This window comes from Streptomyces sp. NPDC046977 (assembly GCF_040644455.1).
Taxonomy (GTDB): Bacteria; Actinomycetota; Actinomycetes; order Streptomycetales; family Streptomycetaceae; genus Actinacidiphila.
Genome location: NZ_JBEYWO010000012.1, coordinates 138,838 through 161,311 on the forward strand (window position 1 = coordinate 138,838; position 22,474 = coordinate 161,311).

General features: G+C 72.3%; 18 protein-coding genes and 2 riboswitches. Of the genes, 6 read left to right on the forward strand and 12 right to left on the reverse strand.

Annotated features, from left to right (window positions below):
• Positions 1-24: 24 nt before the first annotated feature.
• Positions 25-1,110 carry a PP2C family protein-serine/threonine phosphatase gene (locus tag ABZ883_RS20015; protein ID WP_360907676.1) on the reverse strand — a complete coding sequence of 362 codons (1,086 nt, stop codon included), beginning with the start codon at positions 1,108-1,110 and terminating at the stop codon, positions 25-27.
• Between the two features lie 202 nt (positions 1,111-1,312).
• Between ABZ883_RS20015 and ABZ883_RS20020 the strand changes: the two genes are divergently transcribed.
• The 3 genes from ABZ883_RS20020 (at position 1,313) to metE (ending at position 5,790) form a co-directional block, all read left to right on the forward strand.
• Entirely contained in the window at positions 1,313-2,521 is a 1,209-nt protein-coding gene (locus tag ABZ883_RS20020; RefSeq protein WP_360907678.1) for an acyltransferase, read from the forward strand.
• Positions 2,522-2,676: 155 nt separating this feature from the next.
• A complete protein-coding gene (locus ABZ883_RS20025) occupies positions 2,677-3,024 on the forward strand; it encodes a hypothetical protein (RefSeq protein WP_360907679.1) in 348 nt (115 codons plus the stop codon).
• A 117-nt stretch (positions 3,025-3,141) separates the two neighbouring features.
• Positions 3,142-3,288, forward strand: a riboswitch (cobalamin riboswitch).
• Positions 3,289-3,471: 183 nt separating this feature from the next.
• On the forward strand, positions 3,472-5,790 hold the full coding sequence (gene metE, locus ABZ883_RS20030) for a 5-methyltetrahydropteroyltriglutamate--homocysteine S-methyltransferase (protein WP_360907681.1): 2,319 nt from the start codon (positions 3,472-3,474) through the stop codon (positions 5,788-5,790).
• Positions 5,791-5,841: 51 nt separating this feature from the next.
• On the opposite strand, the gene ABZ883_RS20035 is transcribed toward metE, so the two are convergent.
• The 4 genes from ABZ883_RS20035 to ABZ883_RS20050 form a co-directional block, all read right to left on the reverse strand.
• Positions 5,842-6,600 carry a CbtA family protein gene (locus tag ABZ883_RS20035; protein WP_360907683.1) on the reverse strand — a complete coding sequence of 253 codons (759 nt, stop codon included), beginning with the start codon at positions 6,598-6,600 and terminating at the stop codon, positions 5,842-5,844.
• A gap of 18 nt (positions 6,601-6,618) precedes the next feature.
• Positions 6,619-6,840 carry a CbtB-domain containing protein gene (locus ABZ883_RS20040; RefSeq protein WP_360907685.1) on the reverse strand — a complete coding sequence of 74 codons (222 nt, stop codon included), beginning with the start codon at positions 6,838-6,840 and terminating at the stop codon, positions 6,619-6,621.
• Positions 6,841-6,877: 37 nt separating this feature from the next.
• A riboswitch (cobalamin riboswitch) is annotated at positions 6,878-7,023 on the reverse strand.
• Positions 7,024-7,174: 151 nt separating this feature from the next.
• Positions 7,175-8,647 (reverse strand): DEAD/DEAH box helicase, encoded by a 1,473-nt coding sequence (locus ABZ883_RS20045; protein ID WP_360907687.1) that lies wholly within the window; start codon positions 8,645-8,647, stop codon positions 7,175-7,177.
• 377 nt (positions 8,648-9,024) lie between these two features.
• On the reverse strand, positions 9,025-10,131 hold the full coding sequence (locus ABZ883_RS20050; protein WP_360907690.1) for a ricin-type beta-trefoil lectin domain protein: 1,107 nt from the start codon (positions 10,129-10,131) through the stop codon (positions 9,025-9,027).
• 548 nt (positions 10,132-10,679) lie between these two features.
• On the opposite strand from ABZ883_RS20050, the gene ABZ883_RS20055 reads away from it, so the two are divergent.
• Positions 10,680-11,360 carry a response regulator transcription factor gene (locus ABZ883_RS20055; protein ID WP_360907692.1) on the forward strand — a complete coding sequence of 227 codons (681 nt, stop codon included), beginning with the start codon at positions 10,680-10,682 and terminating at the stop codon, positions 11,358-11,360.
• 98 nt (positions 11,361-11,458) lie between these two features.
• Here the strand turns inward: ABZ883_RS20055 and ABZ883_RS20060 are convergent, their stop codons facing one another.
• Positions 11,459-12,256, reverse strand: coding sequence for a DUF1963 domain-containing protein (locus ABZ883_RS20060; protein WP_360907694.1), 798 nt, complete (start codon positions 12,254-12,256; stop codon positions 11,459-11,461).
• A 114-nt stretch (positions 12,257-12,370) separates the two neighbouring features.
• Here ABZ883_RS20060 and ABZ883_RS20065 point away from each other — a divergent pair, with 114 nt between their 5' ends.
• Together ABZ883_RS20065 and ABZ883_RS20070 are read left to right on the forward strand one after the other, a co-directional pair.
• Positions 12,371-13,045 carry a hypothetical protein gene (locus ABZ883_RS20065; RefSeq protein ID WP_360907696.1) on the forward strand — a complete coding sequence of 225 codons (675 nt, stop codon included), beginning with the start codon at positions 12,371-12,373 and terminating at the stop codon, positions 13,043-13,045.
• A 111-nt stretch (positions 13,046-13,156) separates the two neighbouring features.
• The gene (locus ABZ883_RS20070; RefSeq protein WP_360907697.1) at positions 13,157-13,897 is read left to right on the forward strand and encodes an SOS response-associated peptidase; all 741 of its coding nucleotides are present in this window, start codon (positions 13,157-13,159) and stop codon (positions 13,895-13,897) included.
• Positions 13,898-14,271: 374 nt separating this feature from the next.
• Here ABZ883_RS20070 and ABZ883_RS20075 read toward each other — a convergent pair whose 3' ends face one another.
• The 6 genes from ABZ883_RS20075 to ABZ883_RS20100 form a co-directional block, all read right to left on the reverse strand.
• Positions 14,272-16,530: a PQQ-binding-like beta-propeller repeat protein gene (locus tag ABZ883_RS20075; RefSeq protein WP_360907699.1), complete on the reverse strand. Its 2,259-nt coding sequence runs from the start codon at positions 16,528-16,530 to the stop codon at positions 14,272-14,274.
• A gap of 172 nt (positions 16,531-16,702) precedes the next feature.
• Positions 16,703-17,239, reverse strand: coding sequence for an NUDIX hydrolase family protein (locus tag ABZ883_RS20080; protein ID WP_360907701.1), 537 nt, complete (start codon positions 17,237-17,239; stop codon positions 16,703-16,705).
• A 125-nt stretch (positions 17,240-17,364) separates the two neighbouring features.
• The gene (locus ABZ883_RS20085; protein ID WP_360907703.1) at positions 17,365-17,904 is read right to left on the reverse strand and encodes a hypothetical protein; all 540 of its coding nucleotides are present in this window, start codon (positions 17,902-17,904) and stop codon (positions 17,365-17,367) included.
• Between the two features lie 130 nt (positions 17,905-18,034).
• Complete coding sequence (locus tag ABZ883_RS20090) at positions 18,035-18,508, reverse strand: carboxymuconolactone decarboxylase family protein (protein ID WP_360907705.1); 474 nt, start codon at positions 18,506-18,508, stop codon at positions 18,035-18,037.
• Positions 18,509-18,659: 151 nt separating this feature from the next.
• Entirely contained in the window at positions 18,660-20,144 is a 1,485-nt protein-coding gene (locus ABZ883_RS20095) for an MDR family MFS transporter (protein WP_360907707.1), read from the reverse strand.
• Positions 20,145-20,224: 80 nt separating this feature from the next.
• Positions 20,225-22,450, reverse strand: a complete 2,226-nt coding sequence (locus ABZ883_RS20100) for an ATP-binding SpoIIE family protein phosphatase (RefSeq protein WP_360907709.1) — start codon at positions 22,448-22,450, stop codon at positions 20,225-20,227.
• Positions 22,451-22,474: the final 24 nt, after the last annotated feature.

A 22,474-nucleotide genomic window follows, 5' to 3' on the forward strand; every position in this document is an offset into this window, starting at 1 on the left:
CACCTTTGACGCCCTTCTTACGGTTCACACCCGGCGGACGGCCAGCAGAGCCGCGTCGTCCGTGAGTTCGGAGCCGACGTAGGCGCGGACGTCCGAGAGCAGGTCGTCCAGCAGGTCTTCCGGGTCGGTGGCGGGCAGGGCGCTCAGCCGCGCGGTCAGCGGATAGAAGCGGTTCGCGGCGTCCCGTGCCTCCGCCACGCCGTCGGTGTAGAGCAGCAGCAGGTCGCCGCTGACGAACGGGACGGGGCAGGCGCGGTAGTCCCTGCCCACCAGCCCCTGCAGCCCCAGCGGCGGCGCGGCGACCGACGGGATCACCTCGCGGCAGCTGCCCGCGTGCCGGAGCAGCGGCGGCGGGTGCCCGCAGTTGACCACGGCCGCCGGTCCAGGGGCGTCCGGGACGCTGACCAGTACCGCCGTGACGAACTCCTCCCTCGCCGGGCGGCGGACCAGCGCCGCGTCCAGCCGCTTGGCGACCTCCGCCAGTTCCGGTTCCGCCCGCGCGGCCTCGCGGAACACCCCGAGCACGTCGGCGGCGGTCTCCACGGCGGCCAGGCCCTTTCCGCGTACGTCCCCGATGATCAGGCGCACTCCGTAGCTGGTGGGTATCGCCTCGTACAGATCACCTCCGATGTGTGCTTCTGCCTCTGCCGCCACATAGCGCACCGCCATCACCAGCGGCCCCAGTCGTCGCGGCACCAGCCTCAGCAGCGCACGCTGTGCCGCCTCGGCGACCGTGTGCACCTTGGCCAACTCCCGTTCCTGGCTGGCCACCACCACGACGCCTGCGCAACTGAAGAAGGTGGTCGCCACGATCGTGGCCGCCGCGGTCGCCAGGACGACGGCGGGCACGCCGACGTCGTAGATCGCCAGGGCGGCGAAAAGGCCGCACGCGACCGCTCCCGCCGCCGCCGGGACCGTCGCCCGGCGGGCACCCGCACTCGCCAGCACCGGGAGAGCGGCGAGCACCGGGGAGAAGGTGACATTCGTCCCCACCGCGAAGTCGGCGGCCACGCTCATCAGGACCAGCGCGTAGCCGGTGATCTTCAGCTTGCGCGCCCATCGCGGCAGCCACGGTTGGTCGCCGCTTCTCTTGCCGAAGACACCAGGCATGGAACCGTCCTTTGCCGCGTCGTCCCCTTCCACGGTCGCTCGCCGGCCGCCCTCCCGCGACCAGCGGCTCCCGTGGCCACCGCGTCCGGCCGTAGCGGAGCGTGATGTCCCCCGCACTGCCGTACGTCCTGCGTCGCGGGGGTGGCGCCCGACGGCCGCCTTTCCAACACTGGTCACGTACCGGCGACAGGGGGGCACCGACATGGCGACGCGCGCGGAACCTGTGCAGGCACCGCTACCGCAGCGGCGGCCGGAGCTGGACGCGATCCGGATGCTGGTCGTGATCGGGCTGGTCTTCTTCCACTCGGCGCTCGTCTTCGCCGCCGACGACGACTTCTACGTCAAGAACGCCGAGACCACCGGAGCCGTCCTGATCATCGCCGGGTTCGGGGTCGTCTGGGCCATGCCGCTGCTGTTCCTCATCTCCGGCCTCGGCGCCTGGCACTCGCTCCGGCGCCGCGGTGCGGGCGGCTTCGCCAGGGAGCGGCTGCTGCGGCTCGGCGTTCCGCTGGTCTTCGCGACCCTCGCGCTGAACCCGCTGCCGCAGTGGCTGCGGCTGCGCGCGGCCGACCCCGGCTACCACGAGTCGTACCTCGGCTTCCTGCCCCGCTTCTTCGACGTGCACCTGGAGCCCGCGGAGTTCCCCTTCCTCGTCCAGGGCGAGCACTTCGAGACCGGCCACCTGTGGTTCGTCGTGCTCCTCCTGGCGTTCTCCCTCATGCTGGTGCCGTGTTACCGGTGGTTGCCGCGTGCGGGCGTCCGTCGCATCGGCGACCGGGTGGCGGAGGCGACCCTGCACCGGCGGGGCCTGGTGCTCCTGCCGGCCCTGGTGTTCGCGGCGATCTGTGCCTTCGCGCGGCTGGAGGAGGAGTACGCGGGCTGGCACCGCTGGTCGTACCTGCTGTTCTTCGTCGCCGGCTTCGCGCTCGCCGGCGACGACCGCTTCCGCACCGCGATGCGGTGCGATGCCGGGACGGCGGCCTGGCTCGGCGCCCTGCTGTTCGCGGCCGCCGGCCCCGGCTTCGCCCTGGCCGACGAGCCGTTCACCGAGATGACCATGCTGGCCACCGTCTCCCGGGCGCTGTTCGGTGCGGCCGGATGGTGCCTGGTGGTCGCCATCCCGGGCCTCCTCGACCGCCGGCGGCGCGAGCAACCGCCTGCGGCGCCGCACCCGGCCCCGACGACGCGCCGGCGCCTCTACGGCTACCTCGCCGCGGCCGTGCTGCCGCTGTACGTCCTGCACCAGCCGATCGTGGTCGCCGTCGCCTACGTCGTGACCGGCTGGTCCGCGCCGATCCCCGTCGAGTACGCCGTGCTCGTGGCGATCGCCCTCGTCCTCACCCTCACCGCCTACGAGCTCCTGGTCCGCCGCACGCGCACGACCCGCTTCCTGTTCGGGATGCGGCCTTAGGGGCGACTCCAATGTGCCGGCCAGATCGGCCGGGCTTCCCGCCCCTCGGCAACAGCGGCTCCCGGGCGACCCGTTGTTCATCCGTCGACCGAGATCCCTGTTCGGTACCCGCCCTACGATGGTCGGGGGCCGAAGCGCGCACGGTGGGGGCGGACATGAAGCGCAGGGTGGGGAGAGCCGCCGCGGCGGCGTACGTCGTGCTGATCGGGGGCCTCGCCGTGGCAGGGGCCGTTCACGAGCAGGCCGTCTACTACCTGCTCGCGGTCGCGCTGACCCTGCCCGCGGGGGCCGTGGCGCTGCCGGCGATGTACGGGGGCTATGCGGCGCTCTCCGCGGTCGGCGGGATCTGGTCCCCCGTGGCCGGGCCGGGCGGTGAGGAAGCCGCTTGGCTGAGCCTCGGCAGTGCGACGCTGAACGTGGTGCTGCTGACGTGCGCCGCGATCGTCAACGTCGTCCTGGCGGAACGGGTGTTGCGCCGAGGGCGGAGGCTGTCCCACCGCTGACCCGCCGTCGCGACCCGCCGTCCCGGAATACGGGCACCGTCGCCCATGGCGGCCCCGGGAGCCGTAGGCTGGCGGACGCAGCTGGTTCGCCCCCGTCCGCCAGGCGGGACGCGTCGCAAGAGGGAACCCGGTGGGAATCCGGGACTGCCCCGCAGCGGTGAGTGGGAACGAGCGCCGTCATACGCACTGGGCCCGGCCGGGTCTGGGAAGCGACGGCCAGTAGGTGTCTGCCCCCGGCAGGCGTGCCCGCGAGTCCGAAGACCTGCCCGCTGCCCGTGCGCGACCGAACGCGCGCGGACATCCCGGTGACCTCGAGGGCGGGTCGGCGTACATACCTGGCGGACGACCGCGCCCCGACGCGCGTGTCCCGGCCGCCGGTCTGCATCGCCTTCGCGCTCTCGCCCCGTATCCGGGATCTCAGGGATTCATCTCGCGAAGGAGATCTCCGTGACCACCAAGTCCGCAGCCGCGGCAGCACGGCCCACCGTGTACGGCTACCCCCGCCAGGGCGGCAACCGGGAGCTGAAGAAGGCCGTCGAGGGGTACTGGAAGGGCCGGGTCACCGCCGACGCCCTCCGGGCCACCGCCGCCGAACTGCGCCGCGCGAACTGGCGGCGGCTCGCCGAGGCCGGCGTGCACGACGTGCCGACCGGCGACTTCTCGTACTACGACCACGTCCTCGACACCACCGTGATGGTGGGCGCCGTCCCCGCGCGGCACCGGGAGGCCGTGGCCGCCGACGCGCTCGACGGCTACTTCGCGATGGCGCGCGGCACCCAGGACACGGCACCGCTCGAGATGACGAAGTGGTTCGACACCAACTACCACTACCTCGTCCCCGAGCTCGGTCCGGACACCGTGTTCGCGGCCGACTCGTCCCGGCAGGTCGAGGCGGTCAAGGAGGCCCTCGCCCTCGGCCTCGCGCCCCGGCCGGTCCTCGTCGGCCCCGTGACCTACCTCCTGCTCGCCAAGCCCGCCCCCGGCGCCCCCGCGGACTTCGAGCCGCTCTCCCTCCTCGACCGGCTGCTGCCGGTGTACGCGGAGGTCCTGGCCGATCTGCGTGCCGCGGGGGCCGGCTGGGCGCAGCTCGACGAGCCGGCGCTCGTGCAGGACCGCACCGCCGCCGAACTCGGCGCCGCGGAGCGGGCGTACGGGCGCCTCGGCGCTCTCGAGGACCGGCCGAGGCTCCTGGTGGCCTCCTATTTCGACCGGCTCGGCGAGGCCCTGCCGGTGCTCGCCAAGGCACCGGTGGACGGGCTCGCGCTCGACTTCACCGGGGCGGCCGCCGCCAACCTGGACGCGCTCGCCGCGGTGGGCGGCCTGCCCGGCAAGCGCCTGGTGGCCGGCGTCGTGGACGGACGCAACATCTGGGTCAACGACCTGGAGAAGTCCCTCGCCACCCTCGGCACGCTGCTGGGACTGGCCGACCGGGTCGACGTGGCCGCCTCGTGCTCCCTGCTGCACGTGCCGCTCGACACCGCCGCCGAGCGCGACATCGACCCCCAGATCCTGCGCTGGCTGGCCTTCGCCCGGCAGAAGACGGCCGAGGTCGTCACCCTCGCCAAGGGACTGAGCCGGGGAACCGGCACCATCGCCGGGGAACTCGCCGCCAACCGCGCCGCCCTGGCGTCCCGCGCCTCGTCGCCCATCACCCACGACCCGGCCGTACGGGCACGGGCCGCGGCGGTCACGAGCGCCGACGCCCGCCGCTCGCAGCCGTACGGCGAGCGGGCGGCGGCCCAGCGCGCCCACCTCGGCCTGCCCCTGCTGCCGACCACCACCATCGGCTCGTTCCCGCAGACCGCGGAACTCCGCACGGCACGGGCCGATCTGCGGGCCGGCCGGATCGGCGAGGCGCAGTACGAGGAGCGCATCAAGGCCGAGATCGGCGAGGTGATCTCCTTCCAGGAGAAGACCGGGCTGGACGTCCTCGTGCACGGCGAGGCCGAACGCAACGACATGGTCCAGTACTTCGCCGAGCGGCTCACCGGCTACCTCGCCACCCAGCACGGCTGGGTGCAGTCCTACGGCACGCGCTACGTCCGTCCGCCGGTCCTCGCCGGGGACATCTCCCGCCCCGAGCCCATGACCGTGCGGTGGACGGCCTACGCCCGCTCGCTCACCGACCGGCCGGTGAAGGGCATGCTCACCGGTCCGGTCACCATGCTCGCCTGGTCCTTCGTCCGCGACGACCAGCCCCTCGCCGATACCGCGCGCCAGGTCGCCCTGGCCCTGCGCGACGAGGTCGGCGACCTGGAGCGCGCGGGAACGCCGGTCATCCAGGTCGACGAGCCCGCCCTGCGCGAGACGCTGCCGCTGCGCTCCGCCGACCGCGCCGGCTACCTGGCCTGGGCCACCGAGGCGTTCCGGCTGACCACCAGTGGCGTGCGTCCGGACACGCAGATCCACACCCACATGTGCTACGCCGAGTTCGGTGACATCGTGGCGGCGATCGACGACCTCGACGCCGACGTCATCAGCCTGGAGGCCGCCCGCTCCCACATGCAGGTCGCCCGCGAACTCGCCGCGCACGGGTACCCGCGCGAGGCCGGGCCCGGCGTCTACGACATCCACTCGCCGCGCGTGCCGGGCGTGGACGAGGCGGCCGCCCTGCTGAGGAAGGGTCTGGAGGCCATCCCCGCCGAGCGGTTGTGGGTCAACCCCGACTGCGGGCTGAAGACCCGCGGCTGGGCGGAGACCCGCGCCTCCCTGGAGAACCTGGTCGCGGCGGCCCGTACCGTCCGTTCCGAACTCCCCGCGTCCTGAACGCGAGAGGGCCCGCGGACGGTTCCGCGGGCCCTCTCGACGGGTGATGCCTCAGTTGGCCGCCGGTACCGCCCGGCCGGACGCGGACGGCGCGGGCCGGGGGGACAGCAGGCGTTGCGCCAGCTCCCCGAAGAGGAGGCCGAAGCCGCCCCACAGCGTCAGCTGGATGGCCAGGGCCGACAGGCGGAACCGCCACAGCAGCGTGGCCGGGAAGTCCGCGGGCACCTCGTTGATGACCGGCAGGAACGCGTAGGCCAGCCCGATGGCGACGACGAACGCCCCGACCGCGACGACCGTGGCGTACCAGGTGCCCACGCGGGGTGCCAGGCGCTTGCCGACGATCACGGCGGCGATCGCCAGCAGTACGCTGAGCACCATCATCAGGAAGTACAGCGTGGTGCGCTTGCCGATGGTGTCCGGATCGCCCACCGACGGCGGGTTGGCCGGGTACTTGAGGAACGGGACGACGTAGACCGCCAGCAGCGCGCAGCCCGACAGCAGCAGGGCTGTCGCACGGGCGGAGAAGCGGCCGACGCGTCCGAGCGCGAAGCAGTAGGCCAGCGCGGCGATTCCGCCGAAGGCGACGCCGTAGAGCAGGATGCCGGTGGCCAGCCCCGCGGTGGACTGCAGGTGGCGGCTGACGAGTTCGACCTCGTGCTCGTGCCCGGAGGCGTGCGCCTCCTCGAAGCCGATGGCGTTGTCGACGCTGGGTTCACCGAGGAAGTAGGCGACAAGGAGGGCCAGCGCGCCGGCGACCAGGCCGGCGAGCATGCCGCGGACGAGGAGGTTCCTCACGGTTGCGGAGTTCATGGCTGCGCGAGGTCCTCGTCAGTGGCAGGGGAAGCCGAGCAGGTGGCGGGCGTCGTGCACCCACTCGTGGACGTCCGCGCCGTTGACGACGGAGGTGGCGCCCTGCTCGGCACCGACGAAGTACAGCAGGATCAGCATGAGGACGCCGATGAAGACCGCCCACGGGGCGATGTCCTTCAGCGGCAGCTTGGCCGGTATGACGTGGGTGGTGACTGGCGGCTGGGCGACAGGCTGCGCCATGGCAGGTCCTCCTCGGGAGTTCGCGTCCCATCTCGGTGGTGCACAGGACGTCGGCTGCGGGTCTGACTCACCAGGCGTTCCGGCCCTGAGGCCGGTCTGGTTCACAGTGGCGCGACCGTCCCGGGATTCCACCGGATTCCGTCATGCCGTCGTCGTATCCGGAAAACCGTACCGCGCCGCGGTACCCCCGGCCAAGACCGCGCCCCGGCCCGGGAGTCGCCGACGGGGTGTCTGCCTGGAGGATTACGCCGGGAGGCCGGGCAACTCCCGGAGCCAGCGCGTGATCTGACGCGGCACCGGCGGCGCAAGGGCGCCGCGACCCCGGTGCCTTGCGTCAGTTGCCCCGGCGGATCCGTGCGGCCTCGCGGGCCGCGGCCATCTGCCGGGCCTCGGCCGCCTTGCGCGACTCCTTCCCGGGCCGCGTGCCCAGGCCGCGGAAGGGAGCACCGCCGCGCGCCGGCGCCTTCACGGGCGCCGCACCGGCGACGGGGACTCCGGAGGGGGCCTGGGCCCCGGTGATCCGGCTCAGCGCGGCCTCGCCGGAACGCACCTGGGTGATCGTGGGGCGGATACCGGCGTCGGACATGAGCCTGGTCACGGCGCTGCGCTGGTGGGAGGTGACGAGAGTCACCACCGTGCCCGAGCGCCCGGCGCGGGCGGTCCGGCCACCGCGGTGGAGGTAGTCCTTGGCCTCGGCGGGGGGATCGACGTTCACCACGAGATCCAGATCGTCGATGTGGATGCCGCGGGCGGCGACGTCGGTCGCCACCAGGGTCGTCACCTCGCCGGTCCTGAAGCGGGCGAGCGCCCGCGTGCGCTGCGGCTGGGACTTCCCGCTGTGCAGGCCCTCCGCGGGCACGCCCGAACCCTCCAGGTGCCGGGTGAACTGGTCGACGGCGTGCTTGGTGTCCAGGAACATGATCACCCGGCCGTCCCGGGCGGCGATCTCCGTGGCGGCGGCGAACTTGTCGGCGGCGTGCACGTACAGCACGTGGTGCTCCATGGCGACGACGGCCGCGGCCGCGGGGTCGACCGAGTGGACCACCGGATCGGTGAGGTAGCGGCGGACCAGGTCATCGATGTTCCGGTCGAGGGTCGCGGAGAACAGCATCCGCTGGCCGTCGGGGCGCACCAGGTCCAGCAGCTCGGTCACCTGCGGCAGGAAGCCCAGGTCGGCCATCTGGTCGGCCTCGTCCAGGACCGTGATCCGCACGTGGTCCAGATGCGCGTCACGGCGTCCGACGAGGTCGCTCAGGCGGCCGGGCGTGGCGACGACGACCTCCGCCCCGGCCCGGATCGCGCCGACCTGCCGGCCGATCGACAGACCGCCGACCACGGTGGCGAGCCGCAGGCCCAGCGCCTCGGCGTACGGGGTGAGTGCCTCGGTGACCTGCTGGGCCAGCTCCCGCGTCGGCACCAGGACCAGGGCACGGGGCCGCTTGGGCTCGGCACGCTGTCCCGCGGTGCGGGCCAGCAGCGCCAGGCCGAAGGCCAGGGTCTTGCCGGAGCCGGTGCGGCCCCGGCCCAGGACGTCGCGGCCGGCCAGCGCGTTCGGCAGCGTGGCCGCCTGGATGGGGAACGGCTGCTCCACGCCGAGCGCGGTCAGGGTCGTGAGCAGGGGCGACGGGAGTCCCAGCTCCGCGAACCCCGCGACCGGGGGCAGACCGGGAGTGACCGTCTCGGGTGCCGCGAACTCGCCTCGCGGGGCCGCCGCGGGGCGGCCCGTACCGGCCGGGCGCCCGGGAACCTGCTGACGGGAACGCCCCGCCTGGCCGGAGCGGTGGTCGTTGCGGGGCGAACGGTTCATGGGGGACCTTCCTCGACGGGGCAGCGCATCGAGGCATTCCCGGTGGGGCGGTGCGGCCGGGGAGTCGCCAGAACGAGCCGAAGACAAGATGGTGACCGGCAGCGACGGCCCCGTCCCTTCGGCGCGGGGGTCCCAGGTGCGTCGTGCGTGCCGGCGCCGGGCGCCGACGCCCGGGCGACGGCGCTGCTCGCCGGAAGTTTACCCGCCGGGGCCGCCTTTCCGGGCTTTCCGGGCGGGACGGCGACGGCGGTGTGACGCGGACCACGGTTCCGTGCGGACGCGGGGCCTCCCGGTGCTCGCCGGTCCCGACGACCCCGAGCCGCACGGGAGGCCCCGCTGTGCCGCCCGCCGGGCGGTCCGAGTGATCTGCCGATGCGTCAGGAGGGCAGTGTCCACTGCTGGTTGGTCGAGCCGGCGCAGCTCCAGATCTGCAGGCGGGTGCCGTTGGCCGAGCTCGGCCCGGTGGCGTCCAGGCACTTGCCGGACTGCGGGTTGACCAGCGTGCTGCCGGACTTCTGCCAGACCTGCGCCCCGGTGCCGTTGCAGTCGTACAGGTCCACCTTCGCGCCGTTGGCGGTGCCGGCGGCGACGACGTCCATGCACTTGCCGAGCGCCCGCACGGTGCCGTCACTGCCGACGGTCCACTTCTGGGCGTCGGTGCCGTTGCAGTCGTAGAGCTGGACCGCGGTGCCGTTGGCGGAGGCCGCGCCGGCGATGTCCACGCACTTGCCGGCGTACCCGGAGCGGATCGGCCCCGTGCCGCCGGGCGGCGGGGTGGTGCCGCCGACCCAGGTGGTGGCCGCGGAGGACCCCACGTTGTCGATGGCGGTGTTGCTCTCGATCGGGCTCGCGACCTTGCCGGGGAAGACGATGAACGTCACCGGGCCCTCGGTGCCGCCCGTGGCGGGGTTGGGGTCGATGCCGAGCGCGGTGGCCAGCGCGTAGGAGCCCTCGCCGATGATGTTGTCCGGGCCCTCGTCGGCGAACGTGGCGTAGACGACCCTGCCGTTGTAGACCACGGCGGCCACGCTGCCCGGCGAGATGCCCGCGGACTGGTAGTTGAAGCGGCTGCTCGGCAGGGGCACGACGTAGTAGTGCGTGGTCTCCGAGGTGAAGGGCTGGCCGGTGGAGGTCTCGAAGGACGTCTGCGGCTGGTACCAGGGGTCGGTCGCGGCGTTGCAGTGCGTCGTGCCGACGCCGTCGCAGTCGATGTCCATGTCCGACGTCCAGGTGTACGCGGAACCGTTCTTGCAGATCTGCACGGTCGCGGCTCCGCCGTCGTCCGTCGCATATTTGCCGTTCGAGGCGGGTGTGCAGTTCTGCGCCTTGGCGAGCAGCTGGGCCGCGGTCGGTCCCGCGGCCGCTACGGCTTGCGTGGCGCCGGCGGCGTTCGATGCGGTCGCGCCGACGCCGACCGTCGCGGTCAGCGTGGCCGCGGCGACGCCGAGGGCCGCGAGGCCCAGGCGAAAGCGAGTACGCGTCATGGGGGCACCTCTTCCGATCGTTGGAGAACGTCCGAACGGGTGGGACAGGGGTGGCCACCGGATTGAAAGGAAACCTTACTGACGCATACCTGTCAATGCTCGCGCTTCCGCTTCCGTTTTGCGGGAGTTCGCATGCCTTGGGCTGTCTCCGTACGTCGGGAGGTGCCAATGAGGGTGCGGCAACCTCCATCGAGTGAATCTATCCTTAATGATGAATGAATCATTGCTGCATCTTGATGGACTGGGGAGCGTTGTGACGGGGTACGTGGGGGCCGGTTCGCGTCGTGCGGCCAGGGCCGATGGCGCGAGGGTGACGATGGGGCAACCGCGGTGGGCGAGGCGGGAGACCGGGACGTGGGTCGCGCCGGTGGTGTGGCGGTGACAGGAGGAGTGCTTCCCGTCGGGGGCGGCCCTGGTGAGTGGCGCCGCCGTCGAATCGCGGGCCCCCGGGGTGCCGGGGGAGCGGTGTCGGACGGCGCGGCGCTGCCGGCGGCGCGACGATCGGTCTCCCGTGCACCTACAAACCCGTGCCGGCCCCGGAGGTTCTTGTGACCCGGATTCTTGTCGTGGAGGACGACGAGGCGATCAGTACCGCCCTGTCCCTCCTGCTGCGTACGGAGGGATTCGAAGTCGCCGTCGCGGACACCGGTCCGGACGCGCTGAGCCAGTTCGGCACAGAGGGCGCCGACATGATCCTTCTGGACTGGATCCTCCCGGAGGTCCCCGGACTCGAGGTCTGCCGCAGAGTCCGCCAGACGTCCAACGTGCCCGTGATCATGGTCACCGCCAAGGACAGCGAGATCGACAAGGTCGTGGCACTGGAAATGGGCGCGGACGACTATGTGACCAAGCCGTTCTCCAGTCGCGAACTCATCGCCCGGATCCGCGCCGTGCTGCGTGGCCGGGGCAAACTGGACCACGTTCCTCTGGACATTCTTGAGGTGGGGCCCGTCCGGATGGACGTCGAGCAGCACCTCATCACGGTGAACGGAGAGGAGGTGTACCTCCCGTTGAAGGAGTTCGGCCTCCTGCGCATCCTGCTGCGGAACGCCGGCCGGGTTCTCACCAAGCAGCAGATCCTGGACCAGGTGTGGGGCACGGACCACTTCGGTGACGGCAAGACCGTCGATGTGCACATGCGGCGCTTGCGCATCAAGATCGAGTCGGACCCGGCGAGCCCGCGCCATCTGCTCACCGTCCGGGGGGTCGGCTACAAGTTCCAGAAATGACGCGGGCATGAGTGAGGCGTCGTGCGGTTCGACGCCTCACTCGGTGCGGTGTGCCGGGTCGCGTTCGACCCCCGGCCGCGCGCCCCGGCCTGAGGCCGTCAGCAGCTCTGGACCCGCGCCCCGGCCTTGCCGAAGTCCCCGGCCCTCAACGCCCCCACCGGGATCGTGTAGTACAAGGTGCCCGCGTCGCCCCAGCCCCATCCGAGGTCCGCATCCTCCGCGAGCTGGAGCAGGTGGACCGCGGGGCCGTCGACGTCCCGCGAGGTCACCTTCATGGTGTACGAGGTGTCCGGCCATCCGAAAGCGCAGTGGGCGCCGGCGGTGTTCCCGTCGAGATCGCCCATCTCGCTGAGGACGACCGATGCCGCACCCCAGTGCTGGTCCCTGTCGAACTCGATGTCCTCGTCCTCGACGTCCCAGCAGTCGGGGAGCATGGTCACCTCCCCGGCGTGCACGGGTACGGCGGGGTAGCGTCTCGCGGGTTCGGGCGCGACCGTCCCGACAGCCCGTGCCGGGTCGGCGGGGAGCACGCGGGCAGCGCCCGGTCCGGAGACGTCCAGCGAGCGGAGGACCTCGTACGGCACGTCCGGATCGAGGTGGAAGAAGTTCAGCAGGCCCGGCCGTACGGGCAGTTCGTCCCCCAGCCACGGGGCGAGGGCATCCGTGTCCAGCACGGCGTGCAGGGACAGCGGCATGCCGTCGTGCTCGGGCCAGGGGGTCCCGGGGTCGAGCAGCGCGGGCCCGCCGAGCCGGCACCGGCCGGTGGGCCCGGCGGTGTCCGTGGGCCGGATCAGCCGGAAACCGCGGCGGGCCATGGCGGCGAACTGCCGTCCGGCCCCCTCACCGAGCCGATCCGTGCACACGCGGCTCACGTCGGCCGGGTCGTCGAACTTCATGCCGGGATCTTCTCAATGCGCCAGGCCGTCGGTCGCGTGGCCCGCCCGTGCGATCATGGGGCCCTTCGCCGCGACAGCGGGCTGCCCGGCACCAAGGCAGAGGTGAGGGAGCCGATGGACCGCAAGGACCGGCCGGACGAGGTGACATCGGCCGACCTCACCCCCGTCCAGCAACGCCAAGCCGCCGCGCTGGCCCTGTGGCGGCTGCGCGCTCCACTGCTGGGCTTCACGTTCGACGCGGAGTGGGGCATCGACGTCTCCGTCCTGGAATCGATGTTCCTGGCCGCGGCGTCAGCACCCGTCGAGGAGTCGGCCCGCCGGTACGACCAGGCGACGACCGAGCTGCGCGGTGCACCGCTTTTCACGTCCGAGGTGGACCCGGAGGTGCGCGAGCTCGTCCAGCTGGAGACCGTCGTCGGCCTGCTGACCTTCGGCGAGGTGCTCGAAACGCACGACCCGGACAAGATCGAGACCATTCGCGATTGCCCGCGAGGACTTGCCGGCCATCTCGACCGGCTCGTCGAGGACTCCTTCTGGTCCGACCCGGCGGAGGACGCCCACCGCCGGTATCTCGCCACGCTGCCCGAACGCGTTCGACGCCATGGTCTGGGCTACCTCGCCTCCCGCAACCTCGCCGTCGAGTTCGACTGCCACGAGGCTCTGCCCGCCCTGCCGCCCGGTGAAGGCCTGCTCGACACATCCGCCGGCCGGGACCTGATCACGCACTGTGACGACGTCGGCGCCGAACTGGTCCGGGCGCTGCGGTGGTTGAACACGACCGGGTACTAGCCGTGCCGACGTCGGACCGGCTTGCCGGAGGCAACCGCACGCGCGCCCACCCAGGGGAAGGCGTCGTGCCTGCGCGGTCCGCTGTCCGAGCACCGTGGCAGGGTGGGGGGCATGTGCGGCCGATACGTCTCGACACGACGTCCCGAAGACCTGGTCCAGCAGTTCCGGGTCACCGAGTGGAACCCGGAAGCCCTGGTGGCGCCGAACTGGAACGTGGCGCCGACCGATGACGTGTGGGCCGTTCTGGAGGGCGTGGACCGGGGGACCGGGGCGCTGGAGCGGCAGTTGCGGCCGCTGCGGTGGGGGCTGGTGCCGTCGTGGGCGAAGAGCCTGGGCGTCGGCTCCAAGATGATCAACGCGCGGATGGAGACGGTGCACGAGAAGCCCGCCTACCGCCGGGCCTTCGCCAAGCGCCGCTGCCTGCTGCCGGCCGACGGCTTCTACGAGTGGCAGGCCGTCCCGGCGACCGACACCGCCAAGGCCCACAAGCAGCCGTACTTCATCAGCCCGGAAGGCGGCCACGGGCAGGGCATGGCCTTCGCCGGGCTGTACGAGTTCTGGCGCGACCGCGAGGTCGCCGGTGACGACGAGCCCGGCGCGTGGTGGACGACCTGCACCATCATCACCACCGAGGCGACCGACGCCGCGGGCCGTGTCCACCCGCGGATGCCGCTCACCATCGGCGCCGCCGACTACGACGCCTGGCTCGACCCCGAGCACCAGGACCCCGACGAACTCCGCGCCCTGCTCACCGCGCCCGCCGAAGGGCACTTGGTCACCCGCCCGGTGTCCACCGCCGTCAACAACGTCCGCAACAACGGTCCGCACCTGCTGGACGATGCCGCGTCATGACTGCCGGTTGAGGGGCGGGACCCGGGTGCCTTCCCGGACGCCGGGCAGAGCGGGTGCGAAACGCAAGGCCCGCTGCTGACACTCGGCACGCGGTGGCGCAGCCCCGTAACACCCTGCGGCAGCCTGGGCCAAAGATTTTCGCTGCGGAGTCGTGGACATGGTTCCGCTGTGATGAATGGCGCGTACAGTGAGGAACGACCCGTGGTTCAACTGCCAGGCGCGACTACGGCGGCCGCAGGGCCGCCGGGTCGGGCCTGTGCGCGAAGCGCCGCGCGCTGGTGACGTGACGTCACAACCGATGACCGGGTCCCGCCGCCGCGCCTGAGATGCCGGGTCCGCCCCCGCGAGGGAACGGGCCCGGACATCCCCCGGAACTACGGCAGTTCGATGCCCGTGACCAGGCCGTTCTGGTTGCCGACCATCAGGACGTCACCGACGGTCGCCGGGGTGCTGAAGCAGTAGACCAGGCTGTGCTGCAGCCGGCCCTGCCGGGTGCCGTCCTCCAGGCCGACCCCGAGCAGCTTGCCGTCCGCCGACTGGGCCCAGGCGACGCCGTCGGCGATCACCACACCGGCGTTGAAGACGCGCACCGCCAGGTCCGTCTTCCAGCGCACCTTGCCGGTGGCCAGCTCGACGCGGGACATGACCCCGGTCTCCGTCGTGAACAGCGCGGTGCCGTCGCCGAGGACGAGCGTCGGCGCGTACATGGCGCTGCCCGCCAGCTTCCAGCGCAGTGCGCCGGTGGCGGCGTCCAGCGCCCAGGAGCTGGAGACCGAGCCGACGATCACGACGCCGTCCGCGACCGCGACGACGTTGTCCCAGCCGCTGTAGAGCGCGATGTGGTTCTCGGTGCCGGTGGCCATGGAGAACGACCACAGGGCCGCACCGGTTTCCGCGTCGTGGGCGCGGGCCCAGCCGTCGTCGGCCGCCGTGTAGACGCGGGTGCCGTCGCTCGCGGCGCGGCCGGAGGAGAAGCCGCGGCCGGGCACCGACCAGAGGGTTTCGCCGTTCGCCGCGTTCAGCGCGAAGAGCGTGCGGCCGGCCGAGACGAACAGCCGCTCCCGGCCGCCGACCTCCGTGACCAGCGGAGCGCTGAGCACGGGCGCCCCCGCGTCGAAGGCCCACTTCTGGCCGCCGTCGGCGGTGTCGAGGGCGTAGAGCCGGTGGTCGGCCGACGGGACGAAGACCGTCCGCGAGGCGGCGTCGACCGCGGGCCGGCGGTAGACCGGTCCGACCTGCGTGTGCCACAGACGGGTCGCTGAGGAGCGGTGACGCGGACGCAGGGCCACCACGTCACCGCTGCTGGACGCGACGACGGCGGTCTGCTCGTCACCGGAGCCGAACGCCGCGATGCCGCCCTGGACCGAGCCGGGCAGCTGGTACTCCCAGCGGGCCTTGGGGTCGGCGGTGCCGCGCTCCACCTCGAACAGGGCGGTGTCCTCCCACCAGGTGCCGTCCGCCGCGGTGACCTGGAGGCGCAGCCGCTGGGTGCCGGGGACCACCGAGGAGACGTCCACGGTGCCCTCCCAGCGCCGGTCCGAGCCGGGTTCGGGGGTGAGGGGCTTCCACACGGGGGTGGCGGCGCCGCCGAAGACGGTCTGCGGGTAGAGGTCGACGGCGACCTGGGCCGGGGCGGCGTCCCCGTCCAGCCGGACGGAGACCGGCAGCAGACCGCCGACGACGCTGCCCAGGCGGACGCCGCGGGGGCGCTGCGGGCGGCCGAGGCCGTCGCCGACCAGCGGCATGTCCGCGACGGGCGCCTCGGTCTCGGTCCCGTCGGCGGCCACGTTGACCCGGCTCACGCGCAGCACGGGCGTTCCGTCGGCGGCCGCGGTGCGCTCCACCCAGTAGTACAGGGCGCCGTTGCGTACCGCGTTGAGGCCGATCTGAGTGAGGCCGTTGAACCGGCTCACGACCTCCTTGTGGATGTGGCCGGCGAAGATGCCGCGGACGTCGTGGTCGGCGAGCAGGTCGAGGACGGCCGGCTGGTCGTCGACGTAGGAGAAGGTGTTGCCCAGCGGGAAGTGCTGGAAGAGCACCGCGGGCGTGCCGGGGCGCAGGCGCTTCAGGTCGGCCTCCAGCCACTCCAGGCCGCCGGGGCCGAAGTGCCCGGGCTCCTGGAGGACCTGGGTGGGGTCGAAGCCGATGAAGTGCACGCCGCCGGCGTCGAAGGAGTACGGCGACGGGCCGAAGTGGCTGTGGTACTGCTCCTTGGCGGACGGGTCCCACCGCACGTCGTGGTTGCCGGGGGAGTAGTGCATCCTGCCGTGGAGGGCCGCGGGCAGCACCTCGGCGTAGCGCTCGAACTCGTCGGGGCGGCCGGTGTCGGTGATGTCGCCGCAGTGCAGGACGAGGTCCGGGGTGCGGGCGGCGATGGACGCCCACACCTGCGTCAGCCACACGGTGGTCTGCGGCGAGTCGGTGTTCACGTGAGTGTCGGTCACGAGCGCGAAGCGCAGAGGCGCGTCCGGCTGGACGGCCGGTGCGGCGTTCGCGGGCGCGGCGCCCAGCAGGGAGGCGAGCGCGGCGGAGGAGAGCGTGCCTCCGGCGAGACCGAGGAACCCGCGGCGGCCGATGCCGGCGTGGTGGCAGGCGTCGTGCGGGGTGCCGGACGACTCAGGCAGATCAGACATGTATGTCCCGATGGTGCGAGGCGCGACTGCGCCAAGGTGCAGGATCGGGCACACGGTGGTCCGTCCCGGCAACACCGCCCCAGATGTAAATGGTCGTTACATGGAACATTGGGTGTGCGTTCGCCGTCGGGGGACACGAAGAGGGGGCGACGGAGCCGCCGCCCCCGGGGTGTCAGGACAGGCAGCCGACGTGCGCGAGGGCCTGCCGGAGCAGGATTCCCTGGCCGCCCGGCATTTCCTGCTGCAGGTGGGGTGACGACGCCTCCTGGGGGGTGAACCAGACCAGGTCCAGGGCGTCCTGCCGCGGGTGGCAGTCGCCCACCACCGGGACGACGTAGGCCAGGGACACCGCGTGCTGGCGGGGGTCGTGAAAGTGCGTCACCCCGTGCGTCGGGAAGTACTCCGCGATGGTGAACGGCTGAGGGGACGCCGGGATGCGCGGCAGCGCCATCGGGCCGAGGTCCTTCTCCAGGTGGCGGACGAGCGCCTCGCGGACGCGCTCGTGGTGGAGGACCCTGCCGGAGACGAGAGCACGGCTGACGGTTCCGTCCGGCCCGATCCGGAGCAGGAGACCGACATGTGTGACTTCTCCGCTGTCGTCGACCCGCACGGGCACGGCGTCGACGTACAGGATCGGCATACGTGCGCGGGTCAGCTCCAGATCCTCGGGAGACAGCCAGCCGGGCGTGGTTTCGGTCTTGTCGGCCATCGGGTGATCGTACGTGGAGAACCGGCCGATCGGGGAGACTTGTCGGCGTGCCGCTCTGCCCCGTGTACCGGCTGCTCACGTGCGGTGGTAGCCGCGTGCGGAAGGGCGCCCCGGCGTGTCGCCGGTCAGGGGCTACGGGGAGGGGCGAAGGGGTCGGCGCCGGGCGCCGGCCCGTCAGCGCTCCATGCCGCTCGCGACGGGGCAGGAGCCCAGTCCGGTCCGCGGTGGTCCAGCCACCAGGTGCCGAGGGTGCGGAACTTCTCCTCGAAGGCCCGGTCCCAGCTGAGGAATCCGGTGAGCGGAGCCCGCAGGCGGGTACGCCGGCCCCCGGCCTCGTGGATCACGACGAAGCGGGCACCGAAGACCCACTCGGTCCCGATGGCCTGCACGTCGGCCCATGGGATGGTCCGGCGGGAGAGGTTGTGCACGACGGCCGCGGAGGGTGTGAGCGTGATTCCGTAGGGACGCAAGAAGACCAGCATCGCGAGCGGGAGCGCGGCCGGTGGCCCGAAGGACTGGCCGGCCGGCTCCCCGTGGGACCAGGACCAGAGCCCCAGGAGCCCGGCGGCCACGGTGACGGGCAGCACGGGCAGCACACGCTGAAAAGGCGTCAACCGGTAGCGGATGTGCCTCGATGGGACCGTCCTGTCCCGCAGCTGCTTCACGGCTTCTTCCCCCCGACGTGCGCGTTCGCCCCCGAAGTGTGGCGATGCCGGGACCCGTTGTCCACCCGCGCACCCCGGGTACGGCCCTCCGCGGGGCCGTACCCGGGGTGCGCGCCGGGTGGCCGTGCCGTCAGTGGTACTGGCCGACCTGGTAGTCGCCCGCGGGCTGCTGGGTGATGACGTTCCCTCGGTTGAACGCGTTGATGACGGCGATCTGCGTCACCAGGGCGGCGAGCTGGTCCTCGTCGTAGTGCTTGGCGGCGTTGGCCCACACCTCGTCCGGGACGCCGCCGGCGGCGTCCGCGATGCGGGTGCCCTGCTCCGTCAGTTCCAGCGCGGCGCGCTCGGCGTCGGTGAAGACCGTGGCCTCGCGCCAGACCGCGACCATGTTGAGGCGTACCGCGGTCTCGCCCGCGGCCGCGGCGTCCTTGGTGTGCATGTCGATGCATCCGGCGCAGCCGTTGATCTGACTGGCGCGGATGTTGACCAGTTCGCGTGTCGCGGCCGGCAGGGTCGACTCGGCGAGCGCCTGACCCGCGGCGATGATGTGCTTGATGGCCTTGGCCGCGACCGGGCTTGCCATGATGTTCAGCCGGGCTTCCATGGTGCACTCCTGTGTCGTTGCTGGCGGTTGCACCTCATGGACGGATGGGACCGCCGGAGTGTGACACGGACGCACGTGACAAGCGCCTCAGGTCGGTCAAGAGCATTACGCCGTCGGGGAATTCGCGGACCCCGGCCGGGGCGGCTCGCGATCAGGCAGCCGTCACCTGCTCCTCACCCTTGCGCTGCGTCGCCTTCGGCGCGGCCTCGCTTCGCCCTGAAGCCGGCTTGAGGAAGAGGGCGAGCACGGTTCCCACGGCGACCAGCGGCGTGATCCACAGGAATCCTGTCCCGGTGGCGCGGGCGAAGGCGTCGAGAGCGATGTGGCCCACGGCGGACGGCAGTTGGGCGATGGAGTCGGGGCGGGACGGGTCCAAGGCGCCGTCGGCGGCGGTGCCCTCCAGCCGGCCCGCGAAGTCGCCGGTGAGCAGGGCGCCGAAGACGGCGACACCGAAGGCGGCACCGATGGAGCGGGCGAAGGTGACGACCGCACTGGCGGCACCGAGGTCGGTGGCGGGGACGCTGTTCTGCACGGTGGTCAGGACGACCATCGGCACCATGCCGATGCCGACGCCGGTGACGAGGAAGTAGAGGCTGAGGAGGGCGGTGCCGGTGCCCGCGCCGATGGTGGCCAGCAGGAGCAGACCCGCGATGTTGAGGAGCATGCCCGTGACGAGGATCGGACGCAGCCGCTCCACGTGGGCGGACCAGCGTCCGGCGAGGGACTGGCTGACGACCAGGCCGACGACGAGCGGCAGCATGTGGATTCCGGAGAGGGTGGCCGAGACCCCGTCGACGATCTGCAGGTAGGTGGGCAGGTACACCAGCACGCTGAACATGGCGGCGTTCGCCACGAAGCCGATCAGCGAGGAGAGCACCACCGTGCGCGAGGTGAGCATCGGCAGGGGGAGCACGGGGGCGGCGGCGCGGCGCTCGACCGGGACCAGCAGCGCGGCCAGCGCGAGCGTGCCGGTCATCAGGCCGATGATGCCCGGAGAGCTCCAGCCCCAGCGTCCGCCGAAGGACGTGATCAGCACCAGGCCCGTGGCCACGGCGGCGAGCGTCAGGGCGCCGAGATGGTCGATGCGGGCGCTCGCCGCGTTCCGTCGCCCCGCGGGCAGGGCCCGTGCGGCGAGGACGACGGCCAGCGCGCCGACAGGGAGGTTGATCAGGAACGCCCAGCGCCAGGAGAGCTGGTCGGTGAAGATGCCGCCGAGGAGGGGGCCGACGATGCTGGCGACGCCGTACACGGAGCCGAACATGCCCTGGTAGCGGCCCCGCTCGCCGGGGGCGACGATGTCACCGACGAGGGCGAAGGTCAGGACGATCATGCCGCCGCCACCGACACCCTGCAGAACGCGGGCGCCGATGAGTTCGGGCAGATTCCGCGCGAGGCCGCAGGCGACGGACGCGACGAGGAAGACGACGGTCGAGGCCAGGTAGAGGCGCTTGCGACCGAACATGTCGCCGAGCTTGCCCCACAGCGGGGTGACGGCGGTCGAGGCCAGCAGGTAGGCCGCGCTGACCCACGCGATGTCGTCGAAGCCGCTGAGGTCCTCGGCTATCCGGGGCAGCGCGGTCGAGACGATCGTCTGGTCCAGTGCCGCCAGGAGGACCGCGAGGATCAGGGCGCTCATGGTTCTTGCGCATGAGAGATGGATTACATGCGACGATCGCGACATGGCGGCAGCGGAACACACCTTTGGTGGACGGCGGCTCAGCCGCCGTGCCGCTGCTCCGCACCCGGGATGTCCATCTCCAGCCACACGGTCTTTCCCAGGCCGCACGCCGAGGTGTTCCACGTGCGGCACAGTGCGTCGACGAGATACAGACCGCGGCCGTGCTCCGCCTTCGCGCGGCCCTCGTCGGTGAGCGAGTAGGCCGTGGGAACCGGTGGGTCGCTGTCGGAGTCGAGCACCTCAAGACGGACGCGGTCGCTGAAGGCCCGCAGTCGCAGGTCGACGTCGCTGCCGGCGTGGATGAGCGCGTTCGTCACGAGTTCCGACGTGATGAGCACGAGGTCGTCCGACAGTCCCATCAGTCCCCAGTCGCACAGCCGCTGGTGCACGAAGCCGCGAGCCGCCGCCACCCCGTGCAGGTCGCGCCGCTGGACGTGCAGGTGCGCGGTGCGATGCGTCGTGCGGTCGTCGGCTCCCTCGTAGCCGGCCAGCAGCAGCACCGCGTCGTCGCGGAGCCGGGGTGCGCTGTCCAGCAGCCGGTCGGCGAGTTCCTCCAGGGCGGTGCCGGGCTGCCGGCCGGTGGTGTCGAGGCGGGCGAGGACGTCATCGTGCTCCGGGTCGAGCAGTCCGTCCGAGGCGAGCGCGAGCACCGTACCGGGCGGGAGAACGTACTCCGCGGAACGGTAGGGATGCCGCCCGTGCACACCCAGCGGCACGTTGGCCGGGGCCCTCATGTGAAGGAGGCTGCCGTCGGGGAGCCGCGCGAACGGCGCCGGGTGCCCGGCGAGTGCGACCTCGGTCTCCCCTGTCACCGTGTCCAGGACCACCACGCAGCAAGTGGCGAGGAGTTCGGTACCGAGCCGGTGGGACAGCAGCCGGTCCGTGCGTTCCAGCAGTGCCGCCGGCCCGTGGCCCTCGGTGGCGTACGCGGAGACCGCGGCCCGCAACTGGCCCATGACGGCGGCGCTCTCCATCCTGTGTCCCTCGACGTCGCCGATGACGAGCGCCGCGCGGTCGTCCGGCATCGTGATCACGTCGTACCAGTCGCCCCCCGCTTCGCCTGCGGCGTCGGCGGGCCGGTAACGGGCCGCGACGGTCAGGCGGGGCACCTGCGGGAGCGTGGCGGGGAGGAGGAGTTTCTGCATGCTCGTGGCGAGTGCCTCGTGCCTGACGCCCAGTTCGATGCGTTTGACCGCCGAGCCCAGCAGCCCGGCCATCATGGTCAGTACGGCCCGCTCCTCGGGCGGGAAGGATCTCGGTCCGTCGAACGCCAAGCAGCAGACGCCGACGACGGGGGCGGCGTCGGACATGGGCAGGTCCACCACATGCCGGCTGCCGACGAGCGGCAGATATGCGGCGGCTCGCCCTTGGCCGTCGTCGTGCGCATCGGCATCGGACATACCCGAGAAGAACAGCGCCCGCCCCCGCAGCGCCCGGACCGCGGGCGTGTGCGAGTGGGTTCCGCTGCCGTGCAGTGCGCGGACCAGGTGTGCGGAGTCCCCGCTGTGGCCCCGGACCCAAAGACGTCCTTCGACGGCGGAGACCAAGGCCAACGCGTTCGCGCGCAGCGGTGCCATCAGACAGAAGTCCGCCGCCGCGGTGACATCCTCCATGGTGGTCGCCCGGTTCAGCATCTCCGCCAGGCGATGTGCGGCGTACAGGAGGGTCAGGCCCGCGGAACCGAACACGCCCGGGACACCCCACCGTGCCCTGGTGCCGGGCTCGGTCAGGGGCTCGGTGCCGAAGAGCGGGACCAGCACGGGAAGGCTCCCGGGGGCGATCGTGGCACCGCGGGCGAGCAGGTCGGACAGGAGCAGGACGAGCCGCTCGCCGATGCGTGAGAGCCGCAGGCAGTCCTCGTCCCCGTAGGCGCCCCGGTCCTCGGTGCGCAGCACGGTCAGGGAGCCGAAGCGGCGTCCCTCCCCTTCGAGGGGGACCGAGGCGACGGTGTAGGGGTAGGGCCTGGCTCCGTGCTCCGGTGCGGCGAGCGGGTCCGGCTCGGCCAGGACCGCCACACCGTGCCGGGCCAGCGCCCGGGCGGAGGCATAGAACGCGTCCGCGGACATCCGGCCGGGAAGGGTGAAGACCGACGGCGGGCTGCCGCCGATCATGGCTGCGCGCAGTTCCCCGGAAGGGGTCAACAGGTACACGGCCGCCGCCACGGCGTCGAGACCGGGGACGGCCCAGTGCACTGCAGCGTGCAGAGCCGCCGCCAGTTCCTCGCCCATGACGCCGGCAGCGTCCGGAACGCCGCGGTCGCTCATGAACTCTTCCGCCGGTCGTGCTCC